We start from the raw sequence: 20,874 nt of genomic DNA on the forward strand, positions 1-20,874 counted from the left end.
ATATCGATGCACACAGTCGCCGCAATACAGATGATTTCCACGCCGTCCATCACGGAAAACCTGGCCACCGCCAGGCGCCTGGTGGCGCAGGCGGCCAGCGAAGGCGCGATGCTGGTGATGCTGCCCGAGTACTGGGCCATCATGGGCCAGCATGAAACGGACAAGCTGGGCCACGCCGAGCAGCCCGGCAGCGGCCCTATCCAGGACGGCATGGCGCAGATGGCGCGCGAGCACGGCATATGGCTGATCGGCGGCACCTTGCCCCTGGCGTCGCCCGAGGCCGGCAAGGTCCTCAACACCACCCTGGTGTACGACCCGCAAGGCGCGCCGGCCGGCCGCTATGACAAGATCCACCTGTTCGGTTTTACCCGTGGCGCAGAGTCCTACAATGAGTCGCGCACCATCGTCGCCGGCGCCCAGGTGCGCAGCGTCGATACGCCCTTGGGCAGGGTCGGCCTGTCGATCTGCTACGACCTGCGCTTTCCCGAGCTGTACCGGGCGCTGGGCGACTGCGCGCTGATCGTGGTGCCGGCCGCATTTACCCACACCACCGGCCGCGCCCACTGGGAAGTGCTGTTGCGCGCGCGGGCCATCGAAAACCAGTGCTATGTGCTGGCCTCGGCCCAGGGCGGCGTGCATCCGAACGGCCGCCGCACCTGGGGCCACAGCATGCTGATCGACCCCTGGGGCGAAGTCAAGGCGGTGCTGGACGAAGGCGAGGGCGTGGTGAGCGGACAGATCGATCCGGTATTTTTGGCCGGCGTGCGCGAATCGCTGCCCGCGCTGGCACACCGCACCATGTAATCTTGTTGGAGAGTCAAACCATGATCCCATTCGAACCGAATCTGTCCAGCCTGGCCGTGGCGCGCACTATTTTACTCACGCCATTCGGCCTCGACGAAGACAAGCTGCTCAAGGCGCTGGGCACGATGTTCACCCATAAGGTCGATTACGCCGACCTGTATTTCCAGTCGACCCGCAGCGAAGGCTGGAGCCTGGAAGAAGGCATCGTCAAGACCGGCAGTTTTTCCATCGACCAGGGCGTCGGCGTGCGTGCCGTGTCGGGCGACAAGACGGCGTTTTCGTATTCCGACGAGATTTCCGAACGGGCCCTGCTGGAAGCGGCCGCCGCCACGCGCACGATCGCGCGCGTCGGCACCGGCAAGGTCAAAATTGCCGGCAGCATGCAGCCGCAGGGCGGTCGCTCCCTGTACCTGCCCAACGATCCGCTGGCCTCGCTGGACGCCACCGCCAAGGTGCAACTATTGGAACGCGTGGAAAAGATGGCGCGCGCAAAAGATCCGCGCGTGGTGCAGGTGATGGCGGGCCTGGCCGGCGAATACGACGTGGTCCTGGTGCTGCGCAGCGACGGCGTGCTGGCGGCCGACATCCGTCCGCTGGTGCGCGTGTCGCTGACCGTGATCGCCGAGCAGAACGGCCGCCGCGAAACCGGTTCGGCCGGCGGCGGTGGGCGCTACAGCTATGATTATTTTACCGACGCCGTGCTGGAACAATATGCGGCCGACGCCGTCAGTTCGGCCCTGGTCAACCTGGAGGCGCGCCCCGCGCCGGCCGGTCCGATGACCATCGTGCTGGGACCGGGCTGGCCCGGCATCCTGCTGCACGAAGCGATCGGCCATGGCCTGGAAGGCGACTTCAACCGCAAGGGATCGTCCGCCTTTGCCGGCTGCATCGGCGAACGGGTGGCGGCCAAAGGCGTGACGGTGGTCGACGACGGCACCTTGCAAGGCCGGCGCGGCTCGCTCAATATCGACGACGAGGGCAACCCCACGCAGTGCACCACCCTGATCGAAGACGGCATCCTCAAGGGCTATATCCAGGACACCATGAACGCGCGCCTGATGAAGATGCCGGTGACGGGCAACGCGCGCCGCGAATCGTTCGCCCACCTGCCGATGCCGCGCATGACCAACACCTATATGCTCGGTGGCGACAAGGACCCGGGCGAGATCCTGGCGTCCGTGAAAAACGGGCTGTATGCCGTCAACTTCGGCGGCGGCCAGGTCGACATCACGAATGGCAAATTCGTTTTTTCGGCCAGCGAAGCGTACATGATCGAAAACGGCAAGCTCAGCTACCCGGTCAAGGGCGCGACCCTGATCGGCAACGGCCCCGACGTGCTCAACCGCGTCTCGATGATCGGCAACGACATGCGCCTGGATTCGGGCGTGGGCGTGTGCGGCAAGGAAGGGCAGAGCGTGCCGGTGGGGGTGGGGCAGCCGACGTTGAGGCTTGATGGCATTACGGTCGGTGGCACGGCTTGACATGCAACCGAGGTCGGCATGCCCGGGGTGAACCTGAATGCCGTCAAGTGACGCTGGCCGGCGCATTGAAAGGCGCAAGGCGTAAAAACGGCGGGCCGGGGGGAGTGAACTGACCCCAAATAGTTGGACGGTTTAATTTGCTAGCTGATCAAGAACTGAGTTCTGTACTGCACAGGACTCAGCCCTTTTAGCTTGAGCTTGATACGGTCATGATTATAGTAGTGAATGTACTTTTTGATGCCCCGCTGTAGTTCCTCGACACTAGTAAATTTATTCAGATAGAAGAACTCGGTCTTGAGCACGGCGAAGAAGCTTTCCATGGCTGCGTTGTCGAGGCAGTTTCCTTTGCGGGACATACTTTGTTCCAGCCCCTTACCGCTCAGCATTTTCTGGTATGCAGGCATCCGATATTGCCATCCCTGGTCAGAATGTAGCAAAGGTTTGTCTTTCGCTTTCAGTTTGGTCAGCGCCTTCTGGAGCATGGAGCTCACCAGAGTGAACACGGGCCGCCTAGCCGTTTCAAACGCAACGATTTCACCGTTATACAAGTCCATCACCGGCGACAGATACAGCTTCTCGCCAGCGACGTTAAACTCCGTCACGTCCGTTACCCATTTCTGATTCGCTACCTCTGCCTGAAATTGACGCTGCAAGATATTGGTCGCTGGCTGGCCAACTTCGCCCTTGTACGAGCGATATTTCTTCGGCCGTACCAATGACCTCAAGCCCAGCTGGGTCATCTGGCGTTGTACAGTCTTATGGTTGACTTGCTGGCCCAACTGCCGAAGAGCGAGTGTCACGCGTCGATATCCATAACGCCCCTTGTGGCGTGCGAAAATGGTTCGAATTTTCTGCTTCAATGCATCATGCTTGTCGGCCACCTGCGCAACCTTTTGCTGATAGTAAAAGGTACTGCGCGGCAGGCCGGCCAGCTTGAGCAAGTCTGTCAGAGAAAATTGCTGCCTTAGTTCGGCGACTACTTGTGCTTTTTTCGCACTGTTGTCTGCTGCTCTTGCTGCTGCTGAACCAAGGCTTTCAACTTTTTTAGGTAGGCATTCTCCATGCGCAAGAAGTTGACCTCCGCGAGCAGTTCTTCGCGGCTACGAGTTTCATCATCTACGTGGGTTACAGGCTGAGGCGACTGAGGGGTAGGCATATTTTTAGGTTTGCCGCGCTGTCGCGGCTTCAGAGCGTCTATACCGCCACTATGATAGCAGCGCTCCCATAGCGAGATGCATTTCCCGCCGCGGATATTAAATACTGCTGCAGTCTGGCGATAAGAGAGTTTGTTGGCCCACATGTGCTCCAATACCTGCAAGCGCCGCTCTACCGGATAGTGGGTAAACTTCTTCTCCAAACCAGCTTGCCCATGAACGTTATACAAAGAGAGCCAATGTTCAACCATCGAATGATGGATGCCGTACTGGCGGGCGACCGTCTTGGCTCCTGCTTCACCTCGTACACATTGCTGGATAACGTCCAGTTTGAATTGCATACTGTACTTTGCCATAAAAAACCCCGAAAGTTCGTGTCCAACTTTCGGGGGTCAGTTCAGACGCGGGCCTGAGAAAATGCCGATGGCGGCGTTGCAGCTCCTCGCCGACCATGCGTACTGTCTTCGTCGCTGCGCCTTGCCCTCGACATTTTTCAGGTCCGCTTGGCCCGGTGAGCCTGTGTCGGCGACCGAGCCGGATTTCTGCTGCTTGGGGTAAGCAAGCTGATCAGAATTTATACTTCAACCCCGCACTGATAAACCTCCCCGCCGCACCGGCATAATCGAGCGGGTTGTAGCCTGTCGCGCCATAGGTCAGCGGATCGAGCGGCGCGACCTTGTCGAACAGGTTCTGCACCGAGGCAAACACTTCCAGCTGCGGCGTGGCCAGCCAGCGGCCCGTCAGGTCCACCGTGGTGAACGAGGCGATGCGGCAGCCGCCGGGCGCATCCGACCCGTCGGCGTAGTGGGTGGCGCAGCCGTCGGGGTCGTTCTTGAACAGCACGTTGTCCAGCGGCGCGCGGTAGTTGACGTTGGCCGAGACGCGCCAGTTGCGGCGTTCCCAGGTGGCGCCCAGGTTGACCCGGTCGTCCGGCGTGCCCATGCAGTTCGAGACGTCGCAGTTGCCGTGCGTGCCGGCGAAATCGCGCTCGGTGCCGTCGCGCTCGATGCGCAGCCATTTGAACAGATGGGTCCATTTCACATCGAAGGTCAGGTTGCCCATGTCGCCGTTCAAGTTAAAGCGCTGGCGGCCGTCGATATCGATGCCGCGCACCTTGGTTTGCGCCGAATTGACATAGCTGGCCAGCACGGCCGTGATGGCGCCCGGGTCGCCGGGAATGCCGGTGGCGGTGGACGGGTCGCGCGCCACGTTGCCGGCGGCAATCGCGGCGTCGGTCTGCTCCTGGTTGATTTCATTCTTGCGGCGGATCTGCCAGAAATCGACCGACACGCTGGTGCGCGGCAGCGGGTCCCATACGGCGCCGATCGAATGGCTGCGCGAGCGCTCCGGCGCCAGGTTCGGATTGGGCGAGGTGATCACGGCGATCGAGGCCGGATCGCACGCCACTTCCACCCCCAGCGCGCAGCGCACCGGGTCGGCGGCGGTGGAAAACGCGGCCAGGCCGCCGACGCCGTTTTCGGCCGCGTTGGGCGCGCGGAAACCCTTGGCAAAGGTGCCGCGCAGCGCCAGCTGGCGCACCGGCGTCCATTTCGCGCCGACCTTGGGGGTCCAGGAATTGCCGATGCTGGAGAAATGGTCGGCGCGCATGGCGGCCGACAGTTCCAGGTTGGCCAGCACCGGCGCCAGCACTTCCGCATACACGGCCGAGGCCCGGCGGCTGCCCCGGTAGGCGGAATAACCGAGGCCGATGATATTGCCGCGGTCGGTGCCGGCGGTCGGCTCCAGCCGCGTCGATTCATAGCGGAATTCCGCCCCCACCGCCACGCCCAGGTCGCCGCCGGACAGTTTGGCCATGGAACGGCTGGCCTTGAAGTCGACCTGCGCGATGCGGGTGCGGGCGTCGTTCGAGATGGTGGGCGACAGCGCCCCGTACAGGTCGGCCGAATTGAGGCCGGCGTTTTCCGCGATGCGCCACACGCTGCCCGGTGGCAGGGCGGCATAGCGGGGGTTCAGGCTGGCGGCCGCCACATTGGCCGCGCTGGGATTGAGCAGGGCAAACGCCACGTCGCGCTGCAGGTAGCCGCTGCGGTCATTGGACACCTTGTTTTCCGAGTACAGCAGCGCGCTGTCGATATCCCAGCCGGCGGCCGTGCCCTTGATGCCGGCCACGAAGCGGGAAAACGTCGATTCGATGTCCGACACGCGCGGGCCCACGTCGGCGGCCAGGTAGCGCAGGCGCGCCACGCTGCCGAAATACGGGTTGTCGGGGTGGGCGGCGCCCAGCGCCACGGCGGCATTGCTGACGGGGCCGCCCGGATAGCCGACCGAGCCGCTGATGGTCGATGGCGTGGTGGTCGAGGTCGATTCGCTGTGATACACGTTCAGTTCGGCATAGGTCTGCAGGGCCGGCGTCAGCTGCCAGGCGCCGCGGCCGAAGAAATTGATGTTCTTCTGCTTGGGCTGGATCTGGCCGTATTGCTGGGCCGCATCCGTCAGGCAGCCGCCGCCCGGGTCGCCCTGCGGATGGCTGGTGAAATTGCCGCAGGCGGCGCCGGGAAAGGTGCGCGTAAAACCGGCGCCGGCCAGGTTGCCGCGGTTGTAGTAGTCGAGCGTGGCCGGATTGCGCACATTGCCGTTGACGGCGCTGCCGGCCGCGTTGTTGGTGGTGATGGCGCCGGCGCCGCTCAGCGACTCCTGGGCGCTGAAGCCCAGGTCGCGCAAGTCGCTGCGGCCGACGGCGCCGCGCCCGGCGCGGTCGCGGTGCCAGATGGCGGCTTTTTCGCTGTATTCGAGGTTCAGCAGCACGTTGTAGCGGTCGGTGTCGAGGTCGCCAAAACCATGGGTGATGGCGGCGCGCGCATCGCGCCCGTCCCAGTCTTTCGTCTTGCCATAGTTGCCGCGCACGGTGGTGCCTTGGAAGTCGCGCCGCAGGATCACGTTGACCACGCCGGCGATCGCGTCCGAACCATAGATGGCCGAGGCGCCGTCCTTGAGGATTTCCACCCGTTCGACCGCCTCGAGCGGGATGATGTTCAGGTCGGCGAACACCTTCTGGCCATCGTCGGCCAGGCCATATGGCGCCACCCGGCGGCCGTTGAGCAGCACCAGGGTTGACGAGGTGCCCAGGCCGCGCAGGGAAATGCCGGAGGCGCCCGAGGCAAAGCCGCCGCCAAAGGTGGTGGGCACGGAACCCTGGTTGTCGACGGCCAGCGTTTGCAGCAATTCGGCGACGCTGGACTTGCCCGATTTTTCAATATCGGCCGCGTTCAGGGTTTGTACCGGCGAGGCCGTTTCCGCCTCGGCGCGGCGGATGTTGGAACCGGTGATTTCAACCCTGGCGATCGGCGCCGCGGTTGGCGCATCTTGCGCCAGCGCCGGCAGGACGGGCAGCAGCGGCAGCGCCAGCAGGGCGCTGGCCAGGGCCAGGCCCAGAGGTGGTGGTGGAAAGGAAAGCGGACGTGCGGATAGACTGTGGATCATGCTGGTCTCCGAAAAAGGTCGGACGGAAAAAACCGTCGATGCGCCTTGAGTGTCGGTGGCGCGGCCTGTCCCGGATTCGATCTGCATCAGTTGTACGCCGCTTGACCTGTGCATATCGCGCGGCATGTGGTGCCCGGGCCACGACGGCCACAGCCGTAGCCCCAAAAGAAAATGCCCGCAAGGCAAGACCTTGCGGGCATGACAGTACATCAGCAGATCATCAGAACTTGTACGAAGCCTTTACGTACAGGGTACGGCCCAGCGGGTCGGTGTAGCGCGGATCGTAGCCGGTTTGGAACACCGTGCCCTGGTTGGTGAACGGCGGGTTCTTGTCGAACAGGTTTTTCACGCCGATCGTGATATCGGTGTTTTTCCAGCCCGAATACGCGCCCGACAGCGAGAAGGTGGAATACGCTTTCACGTTCTGTTCATAGCCGGCGTCGACATAGTTCTGGTCGCGGTAGCCGCTCATGTATTTGTTCGACAGGTTGGCGCTCCACTTGCCCAGCGCCCACGTCAGCGAGGCGTTGTGCTTCCAGCGGAACACGGGATTGTTGTCGGCATACACGCCCACGTTTTCGATATATTCTCCGCCCGTTTCGTTCTGGTACTTGTAGCTGTGCACCCAGCTGCCGTCGAACTGGAAGGTGAGGTTGCCATAGCTGCTGCGTGGCAGGCGCCAGGTGAAACTGGTGTCGATGCCCGAGGTATGGACTTCGCCCAGGTTATCGAGCACGGCGTTGACATACTGCAGCGTCTTGCCATCGGCCGAATACACGAAGGCCGACTGGTATTTCTCGTAGTTGTCGAACAGCGTCTGTTCGGCCACGGTGCCGATCTTGTCGCGGATTTTGATATTGAAATAGTCCAGCGACATGGTGACCGAACTGACCGGTTCGAACACGATGCCGGCGCTGAAGGTCTTCGATTTTTCCGGCTTCAGGTTGGCATTGCCGCCGCTGCGGATGTATTGCTGCTGGCCGCAGGCCACGTTCGGGTTGGCGCCGGCCACGGCCGTGCCGCCCGGGCACAGCACCGGATCGTCATACGAGTTGCCGGTGAAGGTGGAGGTGGCCGGGCCGTGCAGGTCATACAGGGTCGGCGCGCGGAAACCCGTGTTGTACGATGTGCGCAGCAGCACCTGCTTGCTTGGCTGCCAGCGCAGGCCCACCTTCGGATTGAAGCTGCCGCCGACATCGTTGTAGTGGTCGTAGCGGGCCGCCAGCGACAGCTCCAGGTCCTTGTGCAGCGGCACGCTCAGTTCCGAATACACGGCGGCGATATTGCGCGAGCCGGCCTGGTCCTGCGCATCGGCATAGCCCGAGCTTTGCGCCTGCGAGGCCAGCGCGCGGTTGACCTTGTACTCGGCCTCGTCATGGCGGAACTCGGTGCCGACGGCAAAGCCGACCGCGCCGGCCGGCAACTGGTAGATTTCGCGGCTGACCTTGGCATCGACGCCGGTGCTGGTCATTTTCGCGCCCAGGTATTGCCCGTGCAACTGGGCCGCGTCCAGGTAGGCCGCGCCGGCCGCGGATTGCTCGCCGAACGGGTTCAAGGTGCCGTCCAGCACGCCGGCTTTCACCAGGCTGTCATTGGTATAGCCGTTGACAAAGGCGCTGGCCGCCTTGCTGACGGAATAGGTCAGGCCGACGTTGTAGTCCCAGCCGCCTATCAGGCCTTCGGACGCGAGCACCAGGCGGTCCGAGGTGCTGGTATCGAAACCGGTGCGCTTGCCGGCCGCCACCGTGCGCCAGTTCAGGGTCAGGTCTTCGCCGGCCAGGCCCGCCACGCCCGGCACATTGCCGTTGCCCGGATAATACGGGCTGGCCGAGGTCATGCTGATGCCGGTCAATGGCGAGGGCGCGATGTTCGAGGTGCTGGTGCTGCGCGAGTGCAGGTACTCGACGGTGGCGATATTGTCCGGGCTCAGCTTGAAGGTGGCCTTGCCCAGCAGGGATTCCTGCCTGGTTTCGGGTATGTCGTCGATATACTTGACGGTATCGGTGCGGCAGGTGCCGCTGGCGGTGGTGATCAGGCCGGTGCCGGGACAGTTCGATGCCGCATACGGATTGCCGGTCAGGCCGTTGGCGGAATAGAAATTGGCCGGCTGCGAGGTGCCGCTGCTGTTGTCCACGCCACGGCCTGGAATCACGCTGGTGCTGGAAAACGCGCGCGAGGTGGCCGCCAGCGATGATTGCTTGTGCACGTCGGCGACGCCAAAGAAATTGTAGCCATCGGTGGCCAGGTTGCCGAAGCCGCCCGACAGGTTGATGCGCGACTCTTCTCCGCCGCCGCTCCTGGTCGGCGCATAGTGCTCGACGCTGACGGTGGCGCCCTGCACCGAGCGCTTGGTGATGAAGTTGATCACGCCGCCGATGGCGTCGGTGCCATAGATGGCCGAGGCGCCGTCGCGCAGCACTTCGACCCGGTCCAGCGCCGACAGCGGGATGATGTTCAGGTCGACGGCGGCGCCGTTGAACGGATGGCTGGCGATGCGCCGGCCATTGAGCAGCACCAGCGTCTTGTCGCTGCCCAGGCCACGCAGGTCGGCGCTCGACATGCCGCCCGTGCCCGATCCCACCGACTGGCTGCTGCCGGTCGAACTCTGGTTCATCGGGATGGTGTTCATCACTTCCTGCGCGGTGGTCAAGCCTTGCTTGATGAAGTCTTCCGCCTTGATCGAGGTGATCGGCAGCGCCGTCTGCGATGACAGCCGCTTGATGCTGGAACCCGTCACTTCCACTTTCTGCATCTCGCCGTCGGCATCGCCGGCCAGGGTTTGCGCCTGGACGGCATGCGCGCCCAGCGCCAGCGAACCGGCAAACATGAGGCGCAGGGATCGGGACAACACGCTTTCTATCATCATGGCTGATACTCCTGAGGTAATTCTTGAGTTTGATTGTTCGGCTAGGCGGATACGTCGCCGATGCGATGTGCTGGCCATCCTCCTGGGATAGCGAGCGCAGCCATCAAAACATGTGAAAAGTGACGCAGCAATGACCAGAAAATCAAGTGTGAAAACGAACAACAGTCGCCAAACATCACAGCTGTAAAGAAGCGTTCGTGCATCTTGGCCCGTGGGCGGCGGCGCGCCGGAGCCCTGCCGGATGGCTGGCGCTGGCAACATGCGGTGTGCGGGGAACTTCAGTATGTGAAATGCAACGCTTACATTTGGACACAGTTCACGCGCTTTCCTCCCTGGCGACAGTCACGGGCGGCGATGTAAAGTTAGGTAAGGAGGGGATAGGGCGCGCAACTTTTTGCGGTTTTCTTCCCACTTTGCCGCCTGAAACGACAGCCAACCGCGGCTTTGCCGACAAATATGCTTGCCAAGCTTTACAGAATGGGTTTATAGTCGTTCATCACTTACGGATGACTCGCATGTTCGCTCGCCACTTTTTTACCGCCTATTTTTACTTTAGCAATTCCAACCCAAAGGCGGTGGAGTAGCGGTCGGTTCACGTAGCAGCAAAAAACGAGATCCCAGCAAATTCTGAAAAACCGCCACTGATGGCGGTTTTTTTTTACCCAGATGTTTTACCCCTGTTCAAATTTTGGAGAAAATAATGCCCCGCACCGATGATTTGCGTATTCGCGAAATGAAGGAATTGACTCCGCCGTCCCACCTGATCCGCGAATTTGCCTGCTCGGAAGCTGCCGCCCAGACGGCAGCCGATTCCCGCGTGGCCCTGCACCGCATCCTGCATGGCCAGGACGACCGCCTGATGGTCGTCATCGGCCCTTGCTCGATCCACGACACGAAAGCGGCGATGGAATATGCGCGCCTGCTGGTCAAGGAACGCGCCCGCTTTGCCGGCGAGCTGGAAATCGTGATGCGCGTGTATTTCGAAAAACCGCGCACCACGGTCGGCTGGAAGGGGCTGATCAACGACCCGTACATGGACAACAGCTTCCGCATCAACGACGGCCTGCGCATGGCGCGCGAGCTGCTGCGCGACATCAATGAACTGGGCCTGCCGGCCGGCACGGAATTCCTGGATGTGATCAGCCCGCAATATATCGCCGACCTGATCAGCTGGGGCGCGATCGGCGCGCGCACCACCGAGTCGCAGGTGCACCGCGAACTGGCGTCGGGGCTGTCCTGTCCGGTCGGCTTCAAGAATGGCACTGACGGCAATGTCAAAATCGCCGTGGAAGCGATCAAGGCCGCCTCGCAGCCGCACCATTTCCTGTCGGTCACCAAGGGCGGCCACTCGGCCATCGTCTCGACCAATGGCAATGAAGACTGCCATATCATCCTGCGCGGCGGCAAGCTGCCCAACTACGACGCGGCCAGCGTGGAGGAAGCCTGCAAGGCGATCGCCGCGCAGGGCCTGGCGTCGCGTTTGATGATTGACGCCTCGCATGCGAACAGCTCGAAAAAACCGGAAAACCAGGTGCCCGTCTGTGCCGACATCGCCGCGCAGGTTGCCGGCGGCGACGACCGCATCGTCGGCGTGATGGTCGAATCGCACCTGGTGGCGGGGCGTCAGGACCTGGTGCCGGGCAAGGAACTGGTGTATGGCCAGTCCGTGACCGACGGCTGCATCGACTGGAGCGCCAGCGTGGCGGTGCTGGAAAACCTGGCGGCCGCCGTCAAGCAGCGCCGCTTGCAGGGCGACAAGGAATAAGCGCTTTACGTTCAATATGAAAAAAGCCCGGAAAGCGTGAAGCTTTCCGGGCTTTTCAGTTTTCAGCGTAAAGAATGCTTAGAACTTGTAGGAACCGCTCAGGTAGAACTGGCGGCCCAGGGCGCTCGAGTACGCCGGGTTGTAGCCCACCTGGTGCGAGCCGGTATTGCGCAGCGTGAACGGCGGATTGCGGTCGAACATGTTCAGGATGCCGGCCGTGATTTCCACGTTGCTCATCGGGCGGTACGCGCTTTGCAGGTCGAACGTCGTGTAGCTCGGCACTTCCAGCTGCACGCCGTAGCAGGCGCCTGGCTGGCCGGCGACGATCACGGCGCAATCGTCCGCGCTCTGATTGACGTCGGTGTAGCCGTTGCGGTAGCTGGCGCTCAGGGTGTGCGTAAACTTCGCGGTTTCATACGAGGTCGTGGCCTTGATGATATTGCGGAAGCTGACCTTGTCGTTCGAACCGTAACGGTTCAAGCTGGTTTCCCATTGATCGTCGGTGCCTGGCGTGGTGTAGCGCGAACGCAGCAGGTAGGTACCCGACAGACGGCTGGTCAGGCGGCCGTCCAGCAACTTCATCTTGTGCGTGAAGTCGTAATCGATGCCGCGGTTTTCCACTTTGCCGATATTAATTGGCAGCAACTTGATGGCCAGCACGTCGCGGCCGGTAGAGCTGATGTGCTTGGTGGTAAACAGCGAAGCGTACTTGGCCGGGTCGGCAAAGATCAGGCCTTCCGATACGGCGGTTACCTGGTCGCGGATCTCGACATTCCACAGGTCGAACGACATCGACAGGCTGTCGAACGGCTCGAATACGGTGCCGATGCTCCACTGTTTCGATTTTTCCGGTTTCAGGTCGGGATTGCCGCCTTGGAAGGCTTCGAACTGTTGACGACCGACATTGTTGCAATAGCCTGCCAGCGGGTGGCCGGCCATGCCATTGGCTGCCGTCAGCGGGCATTGGTAGTTACCACCGGTAACGCCCCAGTCTTCCAGCGGGCCGGCGATTTCCTGCATGCTGGCGGCGCGGAAGCCCGTGCCGGCGGCGGCGCGGAACATCAGGTTTTTGGTGGCCGAGTATTTGCCGCTGATTTTCCAGGTGGCTGCATCTTCGGTCTTGCCAACCTTGTTGCCGGTCAGCTTGTTGTCGACGGCGCTGATCTGGTCGTAACGGACCGAACCGGTCAGTTCCAGTTTCTTGGTGACAGGCATCATCAGCTCGGCATAGGCGCCGGCATTGTCGCGCGAGTAGTCGCTGTCGACTTGCGGGTTGTCGAACAGTATCTGTGCTTCACGGGCTACGTCGGCCTGGCGCACCTTGTACGAGGTGTTGCGGTAGTCGGCGCCCACGCCCAGCATGGCGGTACCGCCTGGCAGCTTGAATACATCGCGCGACGCGCGGCCGTCGATGCCCTTCATTTCCACGGTTTGCGTGCTGTAGGTGCCGCTGAAGCCGGTGCCCAGCAGTGCCTGGCGCATGGCGTCGGGCATGCTGCCCACCGGGTAGGCGAACGGATCGATATTGCCGGCGTCGATCTGCGCGTTGAACTGGTCGGCCAGTGGGAAGCCGCTGACGTATTTCTGCGTCTGCTTGTTTTTCGAGTAGGTCACGGCGGTGTTGATATCCCAGCCGAAAGCGCTGCCTTCCACGCCACCGACCAGGTGGGTGGCCTTGGTGCCGTAGTCATACACGCGGTTGCCCATTTCCGACAAGCGGTAGGTGGCAACGCCGCTAACGGCATTGGCCAGCTGCGTCGGGGTCAGTTGCGGCGCCAGATACTTGCTGAACAGCGGAGAAGTCGGGGAGATCGAGAAGTCAGCCGGGTAAGGGGCAATGCTCGACACGATTTTCGCTTCCGTGTAGGCCAGGTCGTAGAAACCCTGCCAGCCGGTTTTGCCCAGCTTCATGGAGCCGGAACTGAAGAGCGAATCGCGTTTCGATTCCGGATTGATCTCGATGGTTCCCGGCGAGTCGAAATAGCAATTGCCGTTGCCGTAGAAGTCCATATTGCTGGGTGCACACTTGCCGCCATTGGCCAGTGCATACGGGTTGGCCAGGTTGACGCTGTCGACAAAGGGTTTGCTGGTCTCCGGATTGATCACCAGATTGCCGTTTGCATCGGTACGGTTGTAGTTCACGCTGGCATTGGCCGGGGCCGAACGCGAGGAACCATTGATGAATTGCAGCGCCTGACCGGTCTTCGGATCGTTGAAGTTGATGATGCCGCTGCGCGCGAAGCTGCGCTGCGATGCTTTCAGCGCCTTCTGTTCGTCATGGCTGGCCGACACGAAAATGCTGTAGCCATCATCGTCGATATCGCCAAAGCCCTTGCTGATCGAGAACGAGTTGCTGGCGCCGCCTTTTTCTTCAGGACGCGAGTACTTGGCGTTCAGTTCCAGTGGCGCTGCGCCTTTTTTCAGGATGAAGTTGATCACGCCGGCAATCGCGTCGGCGCCGTACAGGGCCGAGGCGCCGTCGGTCAGCACTTCGACGCGTTCGATGGCGGCCAGGGGAATCGAGTTCAGGTCGATGGTGGTGCCCGAGTTGGCAGGCGCCAGGCGGCGGCCGTTCAGCAGCACCAGGGTGTAAGCCGAACCGATATCGTGCAGCGAGGCCGTGGTCACGCCACCGCCGCCGCCGCCGACCGAATCGGCCGCCACGGAAAAGCCCTGCATGGCCGGGATTTGCTGGATGAAATCGGTGACGGTGGTCACGCCCGATTTCTTGATGTCTTTCTGATTGAACGACTGCACCGGCAGCGACGCTTCGGAAGCGATGCGCTTGATGCTGGAACCGGTGACTTCCACGCGCTGCATCGGCGCTTCTGTTGTTTCTTGCGCATACGCGGCGTGCATGCCGAGGGCAAGACTACCGGCAAACATGACGCGCAGCGAACGCGCGATTACATTTTCGACCATGATTTGAAATTCCTTGTTTTTGTAATAGACACGGCAATTATCTTGAGATAACTTGTTGTCTTATGATAATTAATTTGCTGATATCCAAATTGGCCAATGAAAATTCGGAATATTTTCAGGCCCGTCATCAGAGCATTCATGGTTTGAATTGTCAATTTCGGCTCTTATCTTTGGACGAAATGCAACATTATTTTGTTAGTTTTACATTGCTTCAGTAATAAACTATCGCGTGCTCTTGTCAGGCGTGTAAAGGAGCGTAAAATAAAACGGCGCTCAGCATCGCTGCTGGCACCGTTCCAACCATCTCGCTTGCCACCCGCTGCTACCCCTGCCGCCGCCCCCCCCCCTTAAAACGTATAGCTGCCGCGCAAGTACCAGGCGCGGCCGACCGGGTCCGTGTAGCGCGGGTCATAGCCTTTCTGGAACAGCGTGCCCTGGTTCGAGAATGGCGGTTCGCGGTCGAACAGGTTTTTCACGCCGGCCGTCAGCAGCCAGCCCTGGCGCGCATAACTGCCCGATACATTGATCAGGCTGTATGACGACACGTCGTGCCGGTACGCCGCGTCGACACTGTTCTGGTCGGTATAGCCGGACTTGTACGCTTGCGACAGCGTGGCGCCCCAAGCACCGAGGCGCCAGTTGAGGGTGGCCGTGTGTTTCCAGCGAAACACCGGGTTATTGTCCGCATAGCGCCCCACGTTGTTGATGAACTCGCCGTCGCGTTCGTTCTGGTAATCGTAGCGGTGGATCCAGGTGCCGTCGAACGAGGCGCCGAGCTCGCCATACGCGCCACGCCACAGGCGGGCGTTGGCACTGACATCGACGCCGTCCGTTTTGACTTTGCCCAGGTTGTCGTTCAGGTCGAGGATGGCGTTCGGCGAGCCGTCCGGGTTGCGCAGGAACAGCGCCTTGTATTTTTCATAGTTGCCGAAGATCGCCTGTTCGGGCAATGAGGCAATCTTGTCCTTCAGGTGGATATTCCAGTAGTCCAGCGCGACGGTGACCTCGCGCAGCGGTTCGAGCACGATGCCGAAGGCAAAGGTTTTGGACTTCTCTGGCCGCAGGTTTTCATTGCCGCCTTGCAGCTTGTACTGCTGCAGGTCGCAGTCGCGCAGCGGATTGGCGCCCGGCTGCGGCACGCCGCCCGGACACAGGATCGGGTCGTCATAGCTGTCGTTGGTATCGTTGCGCGACGGCGGCGCATTTTTCTCGAACAGGGTCGGCGCGCGAAACCCCGTGCTGGCCGAGCCGCGCAGCACCAGCTTGTCGCTGGCCTGGTAGCGCAGGCCGATTTTCGGATTGGTGGTGCTGCCGACGTCGCTGTAGTGGTCGAAGCGCGCCGCCAGCTGTACTTCCAGGTCTTTGACCAACGGCAGGTTCAGTTCGCCGAACACAGCTTCGATATCGCGCTCGCCGTTTTTCGAGAGCGAGCCGGACAGCCCCGAACTGCTGGCCTGGCCGGCGATATCGCGGTTGACATTGAACTGCGCCTTTTCGCGGCGCAACTCCGCACCCAGCGCCAGGGCCAGCGGCCCGCCCGCCAGCTGCATCAGCTCGCGGCTGGCTTTCAGGTCGATGCCGGTGGTGGTGACCTTGGCGTTCTGCACTTCGCCGCGCAAGGCCGTGCTGGCCAGGTAATCCTTGCCAGCGGCATTCTGTTCGCCGAAGGGATTCAAAATGCCGCTCAGCACGCCGGCGGCAAACGAGGCGTCCTGCACATAGCCGCCCGTAAAGTCTTCCGAGGACTTGCTGACCGCGCGCACCAGCGCGCCCTGGTAATCCCAGCCGGCCAGCTCGCCTTCCAGTGCCAGCACCAGGCGGTCGGCCTTGCCGCGCGAGTCGATCTGGCGCTGGCCCGCCTCCACCGGGCGCCAGTTGACGCTCAGCGGCTGGCCCGACAAACCGGCCTGGGCCGGCACGCCGCCCGCATTGCCCGGATACCAGGGGCTGCTGGCCGGTAGTATCAAGCCGATTTGCGGTGGCGGCGCCGTGCGCGCCTTGACCTTGTTCTCCGAATGCAGATATTCAAAGGTGGCCAGGTGGCCGCCACCGAGCTTCACGCTGCCCTTGCCGAACAGGGCCAGTTGCCGCTGCGCCGGCAGGTCGTCGATCTGGCGCGTGTAATCCTGGCGGCAGGTGCCATTGGCGGCGGCGACCGACAGCGGCGGCCGGCAGCCGCTGGCCGCGTAGGGATTGCCGGCCAGGCCGGCGCCGCCGTTGGCGGCCGCATCAAAATAATTGCCGGGAAAGGTGGTGCCGCTGGTGACCGACAGGCCGCGGCCGGGAATGATGCCGGTGCTGGAAAAGGCGCGGTCCTGGGACGTGAGCACGTCCTGCTTGTGATAATCGATCACGCCGAACAGGTTGTAGCCATCGGTATCGAGCTGGCCGATGCCGGAGGACAGGTTGAGGCGCTGTTCGTCCGCGCCGCGGTGCTGGGGTGCGACGGCTTCGGCCGTGATATTGGTGGTGTTGACCGAGCGCTTGGTAATGAAGTTGATCACGCCGCCGATGGCGTCGGTGCCGTAGATGGCCGAGGCGCCGTCGCGCAGCACCTCGACCCGTTCCAGCGCGGCGATCGGAATGATGTTCAGGTCGACGCTGGCGCCGTCATACGGATGGTTGGCGATGCGCCGGCCATTGAGCAGCACCAGGGTCTTGTCGCCGCCCAGGCCGCGCAAGTCGGCGCTGGCCTGGCCGCCCGTGGGCAGGCCGCTGGTATTGCCGCCGACGGCGTTGCCGCTGCCCATGCTCGACGCATTCGAGGGAATTTTACCGAGCACTTCCTGCGCGGTACTCAAGCCCTGGCGGGCGAAATCCTCGGCCCGGAAGATGGACAAGGGCGTGGCCGTTTCCGACACCAGCCGCTTGATCGAGGAACCCGTCACTTCCACCCGCTGCATGGCGGGCGCGGTGGTTTCCTCGGCCGATTGTGCCAGCGCGGCCTGGCTGCTTGCCGCCAGCATGGCCGTGCAGAGCAGGCGTAAAGAGGGCGGGGCGATATGCTTGCATGTCATGCGAGTCTCCTGTTGCGGGTTGTCGGCCGGATGGCCAAAGCTGACTTTTAACAGCCGCGACAACAGGAGGTTTTGCGTTAACGCAATAAAAAAGGCGGTGATCGCTCACCGCCTTGCAGGCTTCTTACTGATGTGTCAGCTTAGTTGAAGGTGTAGCTGGCGCCCAGTTTGAAGTAGCGGCCAATCGCACCGCTGGCGTCCATCGGGTTGTAGCTCATGCCGCCATACGTCAGCGGGTCGAGCGGCGCGATCTTGTCGGTCACGTTGTTGATCGATGCGTACAGTTGCACGTGCTTGCTGACGTTCCAGCGCGTCGACAGGTCGAGCGTGGTGAACGAGGCCAGTTTGCAACCATTCGGTGCATCGGCGCCGCTGGCCAGGTGCGAAGCGCACAGGTCGCCGGAGAACAAGGTGTTTTTCATCTCCGAACGGTAGTTGACGACGCCACTGAGATTCCAGTTGCCGATGTCCCACGAACCGGTCAGGTTGATCTTGTTTTTCGGCGTGCCGGCGCAGTTCGACGTGTCGCAGTTGCCGTGCGTGCCGGCGTACTGATAGCGTACCGTGTCCGACTCGGCGCGTACCCACGAAGCGACATGGGTCCAGGTCAGGCCGAACATGGCGCGGCCGTAGTCGCCCAGGCGCACGCGCTGCTTGATGTCGAGGTCGACGCCCTTGATTTCCGTGAAGCTGGAATTGCGGTACGGCGCCTTGGTGATCAACAGGGTACCCGTGCCAGGCACGACGACACCGTTGATGGTCAGGTTGTTGTCGGCGCGAATCGCGGTCGGCAGGGCGGCGGCCTGGTTGTACGGCAGCGGGTTGATCTCGTTTTCACGCTTGATCTTCCAGCCGTCCAGCGACAGGCTGGTGCCATCGAACGGATCCCAGACCAGGCCCAGGGTGTAACCCTTCGATTGTTCCGGTTTCAGGCCAGGGTCGCCGATCTTCACGGCGGCCACCGAAGCGGCGCAGTCGGTCGAGGTCGCGCCGGCCAGCGGCGTGCCGTTCGGGCAGCGGATCGGGTCACGCACGGTCGAGGTGCCGGTCGATTGCGAGTCGGCATTGCTCTCTGCCGGACCTGGCGCACGGAAACCTTCCGAATAGGTGCCGCGCAAGGCGAAGGTTTTCAGCGGGGTCCACTTGGCGCCCAGTTTCGGCGTGGTCGACGAGAAACGGTCATATTTGTCGTAACGCACGGCGCCCGACAGTTCCACCGTCTTGATCACCGGTGCCAGTACTTCCAGGTACACGGCCGAGACCTTGCTGTCGCCCTTGGCCGCCACATAGCTGGAGTTGATCTGGCCGGTTGCGGTGCCGGACAGCGATGGATTGTCCAGCTTGTCGCGGCGGTGCTCGGCGCCGACCGCCAGGCCCATGGCGCCACCTGGCAGCTGCATCAGTTCGCGCGTGGCCTTGAAGTCGATGATGTCGAGCTTGGTGGTCGAGTCCGAGGTGGCATTCGTCACCATCGCCGCGTACAGCGAGGCAGGGTTCTTGCCGGCCTGCGCGCCGATGTAGTAAGGGAAGTACGGGCTGTTCGGATTGCCCAGCGCATCCTTGACGACCGCCATGTTCAGCATGTTGCTGTAATCGAGGTGCAGCTTCGATTCCGAGTGCGTGTAGCCGGCGTCATAGTCCCAGCCGGCGGCCGTGCCCTTGATGCCCAGCACGATGCGGTTGAACTCGTTGTTGGCCGTGCGCGTGCTCGGGCCGACGTCGAAAGCCGCATAGCGCACGCGTACCGGCACGCCGTACGGGTTCTGCGGATGGTTGGCGGCCAGCACGATGGTGGTGCCGGCGCCCGAACCGTAGTTGATCACGCCGTTCGGATTCGAGGCGTTGGGCGGGAAGGCGATGGTCGGCGTGATCGACGGTGGCGTCAGGGTGAATGCCGTGTCGCGCTTCGAGTAGCCCGCTTCCGCATAGACCTGGGTATCGGCATTGACCTGCCAGGTGCCGCGGGTGTACAGGTTGATCGATTCGATCTTCGGCTGCATCGAACGGAACTGGTCCTGATGCCACAGGCAGCCGCCATTCGGGTCTTGCGGCGTGGAGTTCGACAGGGTCGAGCAGCCAGGCAGGGACACGTAGTTCAGCGTGTTCGGATCGCGGATCGAGCCGGCCGGGCTGGCGGCGGCGTTGTTGTTGCCGCTGATATAGCCGGAGGCGAACTGGGTGCCGATCGGGTAGCCGTAGGCGCGCAAGTCACCCTTGCCGATCCATTTGCGGTCGGCGCGGTCGCTGTTCATCAGCTTGTCCGACTTGCTGTATTCGGCGTTGAAGACGAAGTTGTATTTGTCGTTTTCCAGGTCGCCTTTGCCGAAGGTCATCGAGGCGCGGTGCTGCTGGGCATCACTGTCGCCGGAAATGCCGGTGTCCGCTTTCAGGGCGACGCCCTGGAAATCCTTGCGCAGGATGATGTTGACCACGCCGGCGATCGCGTCGGCGCCATAGGTCGACGAGGCGCCGTCTTTCAGGATCTCAATCCGTTCGACGATCTGCATCGGCACGGTGGACAGGTCGGTAAAGCTTTTCTGGCCATCATCGGCACGCGCGAACGGCGCCATGCGGCGTCCGTTCAACAGCACCAGGGTCGAGGTGGCGCCCAGGCCGCGCAGCGAAATCGCCGTCGAGCCTGCGGCAAAACCATTGCCGAAACCGGTAGGCAGGGAGCCGGCGCCGTCGGCGGTCAGCGTTTGCAGGTATTCGGCCACGGTGGCCTTGCCTGATTTCATCAAGTCGTCACGGCTGATCACTTGCACGGGCGAGGCCGTCTCTGCCGTCGCCCGCTTGATGCTGGAGCCGGTCACTTCGACACGCTGGACGTTCGCGTCCTGTGCCATTGCTGGTGCCATCAGGCCCAGGCTGACCGCTGCCACGCTGCCTGAGCAGATCAGGCGTACCGAGCGGGACATCACTGTTTCCATCATCATTCTCAATCTCCTGAAGGGTCACTGATTGGCCGATGTACGGCCAACTTTTGCTTTGTTATGAATCATGACTGCTGCGTCGGCAATCGTTAATGTCGCACGGCGTTTTTTAAAACGCCGGAAGTCATCAGACCACTTGGCGCGAAGCCCTGTCAACGCGGCGCCATGCCTATTCATCACGGAAACAACAGCCAAGTGTGAAAATATTTTTATTTTATTTTTTACAATGTGGGGAATGTTGCAGTGCGATATAGGGTTTCTTGGACGGGCCACGAATTCTTTTCATTCTTGCATGTAAGGGTTTCTACATATGCGCAATTTTGCTTACTGGAACTTTCAATGCTGCAGTGCGCAATATTTGCGTCAGCAGTGATGGCGCACGGCGGCGGCCGGTGCGCGGCAGCGCGGCTTTTTGCCTGGTGGGCACAATATGCGTTATCGTTACGCGTTTTTCGGACAGTCAGGACGGGTCGCCAAGACGGGCGCCGTGG

General features: G+C 61.9%; 10 protein-coding genes. 3 read left to right on the forward strand and 7 right to left on the reverse strand.

Features of this window, described 5'->3' with window-relative positions:
* Window positions 1-6: 6 nt before the first annotated feature.
* Both ACP7B7_RS15750 and tldD read left to right on the forward strand, forming a co-directional pair.
* Complete coding sequence (locus tag ACP7B7_RS15750; RefSeq protein WP_426077257.1) at window positions 7-804, forward strand: carbon-nitrogen hydrolase family protein; 798 nt, start codon at window positions 7-9, stop codon at window positions 802-804.
* A 20-nt stretch (window positions 805-824) separates the two neighbouring features.
* Entirely contained in the window at window positions 825-2,285 is a 1,461-nt protein-coding gene (tldD, locus tag ACP7B7_RS15755; protein ID WP_426077258.1) for a metalloprotease TldD, read from the forward strand.
* 140 nt (window positions 2,286-2,425) lie between these two features.
* On the opposite strand, the gene ACP7B7_RS15760 is transcribed toward tldD, so the two are convergent.
* The 3 genes from ACP7B7_RS15760 to ACP7B7_RS15770 all read right to left on the reverse strand — a co-directional run bounded on the left by ACP7B7_RS15760 (window position 2,426) and on the right by ACP7B7_RS15770 (window position 9,746).
* Window positions 2,426-3,795 (reverse strand): IS3 family transposase gene (locus tag ACP7B7_RS15760; RefSeq protein WP_426077259.1). Its coding sequence is split into 2 segments (ribosomal slippage): window positions 2,426-3,318 and window positions 3,318-3,795, totalling 1,371 coding nucleotides; the frame shifts between segments, so codons are not numbered across the junction.
* 211 nt (window positions 3,796-4,006) lie between these two features.
* Entirely contained in the window at window positions 4,007-6,880 is a 2,874-nt protein-coding gene (locus ACP7B7_RS15765; protein ID WP_426077260.1) for a TonB-dependent receptor, read from the reverse strand.
* A 220-nt stretch (window positions 6,881-7,100) separates the two neighbouring features.
* Window positions 7,101-9,746, reverse strand: coding sequence for a TonB-dependent receptor plug domain-containing protein (locus ACP7B7_RS15770; RefSeq protein WP_426077261.1), 2,646 nt, complete (start codon window positions 9,744-9,746; stop codon window positions 7,101-7,103).
* 700 nt (window positions 9,747-10,446) lie between these two features.
* Between ACP7B7_RS15770 and aroG the strand changes: the two genes are divergently transcribed.
* Window positions 10,447-11,511, forward strand: a complete 1,065-nt coding sequence (aroG, locus tag ACP7B7_RS15775) for a 3-deoxy-7-phosphoheptulonate synthase AroG (RefSeq protein WP_426077262.1) — start codon at window positions 10,447-10,449, stop codon at window positions 11,509-11,511.
* Between the two features lie 78 nt (window positions 11,512-11,589).
* Here aroG and ACP7B7_RS15780 read toward each other — a convergent pair whose 3' ends face one another.
* The 4 genes from ACP7B7_RS15780 to ACP7B7_RS15795 all read right to left on the reverse strand — a co-directional run bounded on the left by ACP7B7_RS15780 (window position 11,590) and on the right by ACP7B7_RS15795 (window position 20,656).
* Window positions 11,590-14,433: a TonB-dependent receptor plug domain-containing protein gene (locus ACP7B7_RS15780; RefSeq protein ID WP_426077263.1), complete on the reverse strand. Its 2,844-nt coding sequence runs from the start codon at window positions 14,431-14,433 to the stop codon at window positions 11,590-11,592.
* A gap of 347 nt (window positions 14,434-14,780) precedes the next feature.
* On the reverse strand, window positions 14,781-17,450 hold the full coding sequence (locus tag ACP7B7_RS15785) for a TonB-dependent receptor (RefSeq protein WP_426077264.1): 2,670 nt from the start codon (window positions 17,448-17,450) through the stop codon (window positions 14,781-14,783).
* Window positions 17,451-17,590: 140 nt separating this feature from the next.
* Window positions 17,591-20,386 carry a TonB-dependent receptor gene (locus ACP7B7_RS15790; RefSeq protein ID WP_308922818.1) on the reverse strand — a complete coding sequence of 932 codons (2,796 nt, stop codon included), beginning with the start codon at window positions 20,384-20,386 and terminating at the stop codon, window positions 17,591-17,593.
* A gap of 18 nt (window positions 20,387-20,404) precedes the next feature.
* The gene (locus tag ACP7B7_RS15795) at window positions 20,405-20,656 is read right to left on the reverse strand and encodes a hypothetical protein (protein ID WP_308922817.1); all 252 of its coding nucleotides are present in this window, start codon (window positions 20,654-20,656) and stop codon (window positions 20,405-20,407) included.
* Window positions 20,657-20,874 lie beyond the last annotated feature (218 nt).

The organism is Janthinobacterium sp. PSPC3-1 (assembly GCF_049896105.1).
Lineage (GTDB): Bacteria > Pseudomonadota > Gammaproteobacteria > Burkholderiales > Burkholderiaceae_D > Janthinobacterium.

Bases quoted from the DNA above. Each gene is read 5' to 3' on its own strand.
- ACP7B7_RS15750 (WP_426077257.1), top strand. From the start codon at position 7: ATGCACACAGTCGCCGCAATACAGATGATTTCCACGCCGTCCATCACG.
- tldD (WP_426077258.1), top strand. From the start codon at position 825: ATGATCCCATTCGAACCGAATCTGTCCAGCCTGGCCGTGGCGCGCACT.
- ACP7B7_RS15765 (WP_426077260.1), bottom strand. From the start codon at position 6,880: ATGATCCACAGTCTATCCGCACGTCCGCTTTCCTTTCCACCACCACCT.
- ACP7B7_RS15770 (WP_426077261.1), bottom strand. From the start codon at position 9,746: ATGATGATAGAAAGCGTGTTGTCCCGATCCCTGCGCCTCATGTTTGCC.
- aroG (WP_426077262.1), top strand. From the start codon at position 10,447: ATGCCCCGCACCGATGATTTGCGTATTCGCGAAATGAAGGAATTGACT.
- ACP7B7_RS15780 (WP_426077263.1), bottom strand. From the start codon at position 14,433: ATGGTCGAAAATGTAATCGCGCGTTCGCTGCGCGTCATGTTTGCCGGT.
- ACP7B7_RS15785 (WP_426077264.1), bottom strand. From the start codon at position 17,450: ATGACATGCAAGCATATCGCCCCGCCCTCTTTACGCCTGCTCTGCACG.
- ACP7B7_RS15790 (WP_308922818.1), bottom strand. From the start codon at position 20,386: ATGATGATGGAAACAGTGATGTCCCGCTCGGTACGCCTGATCTGCTCA.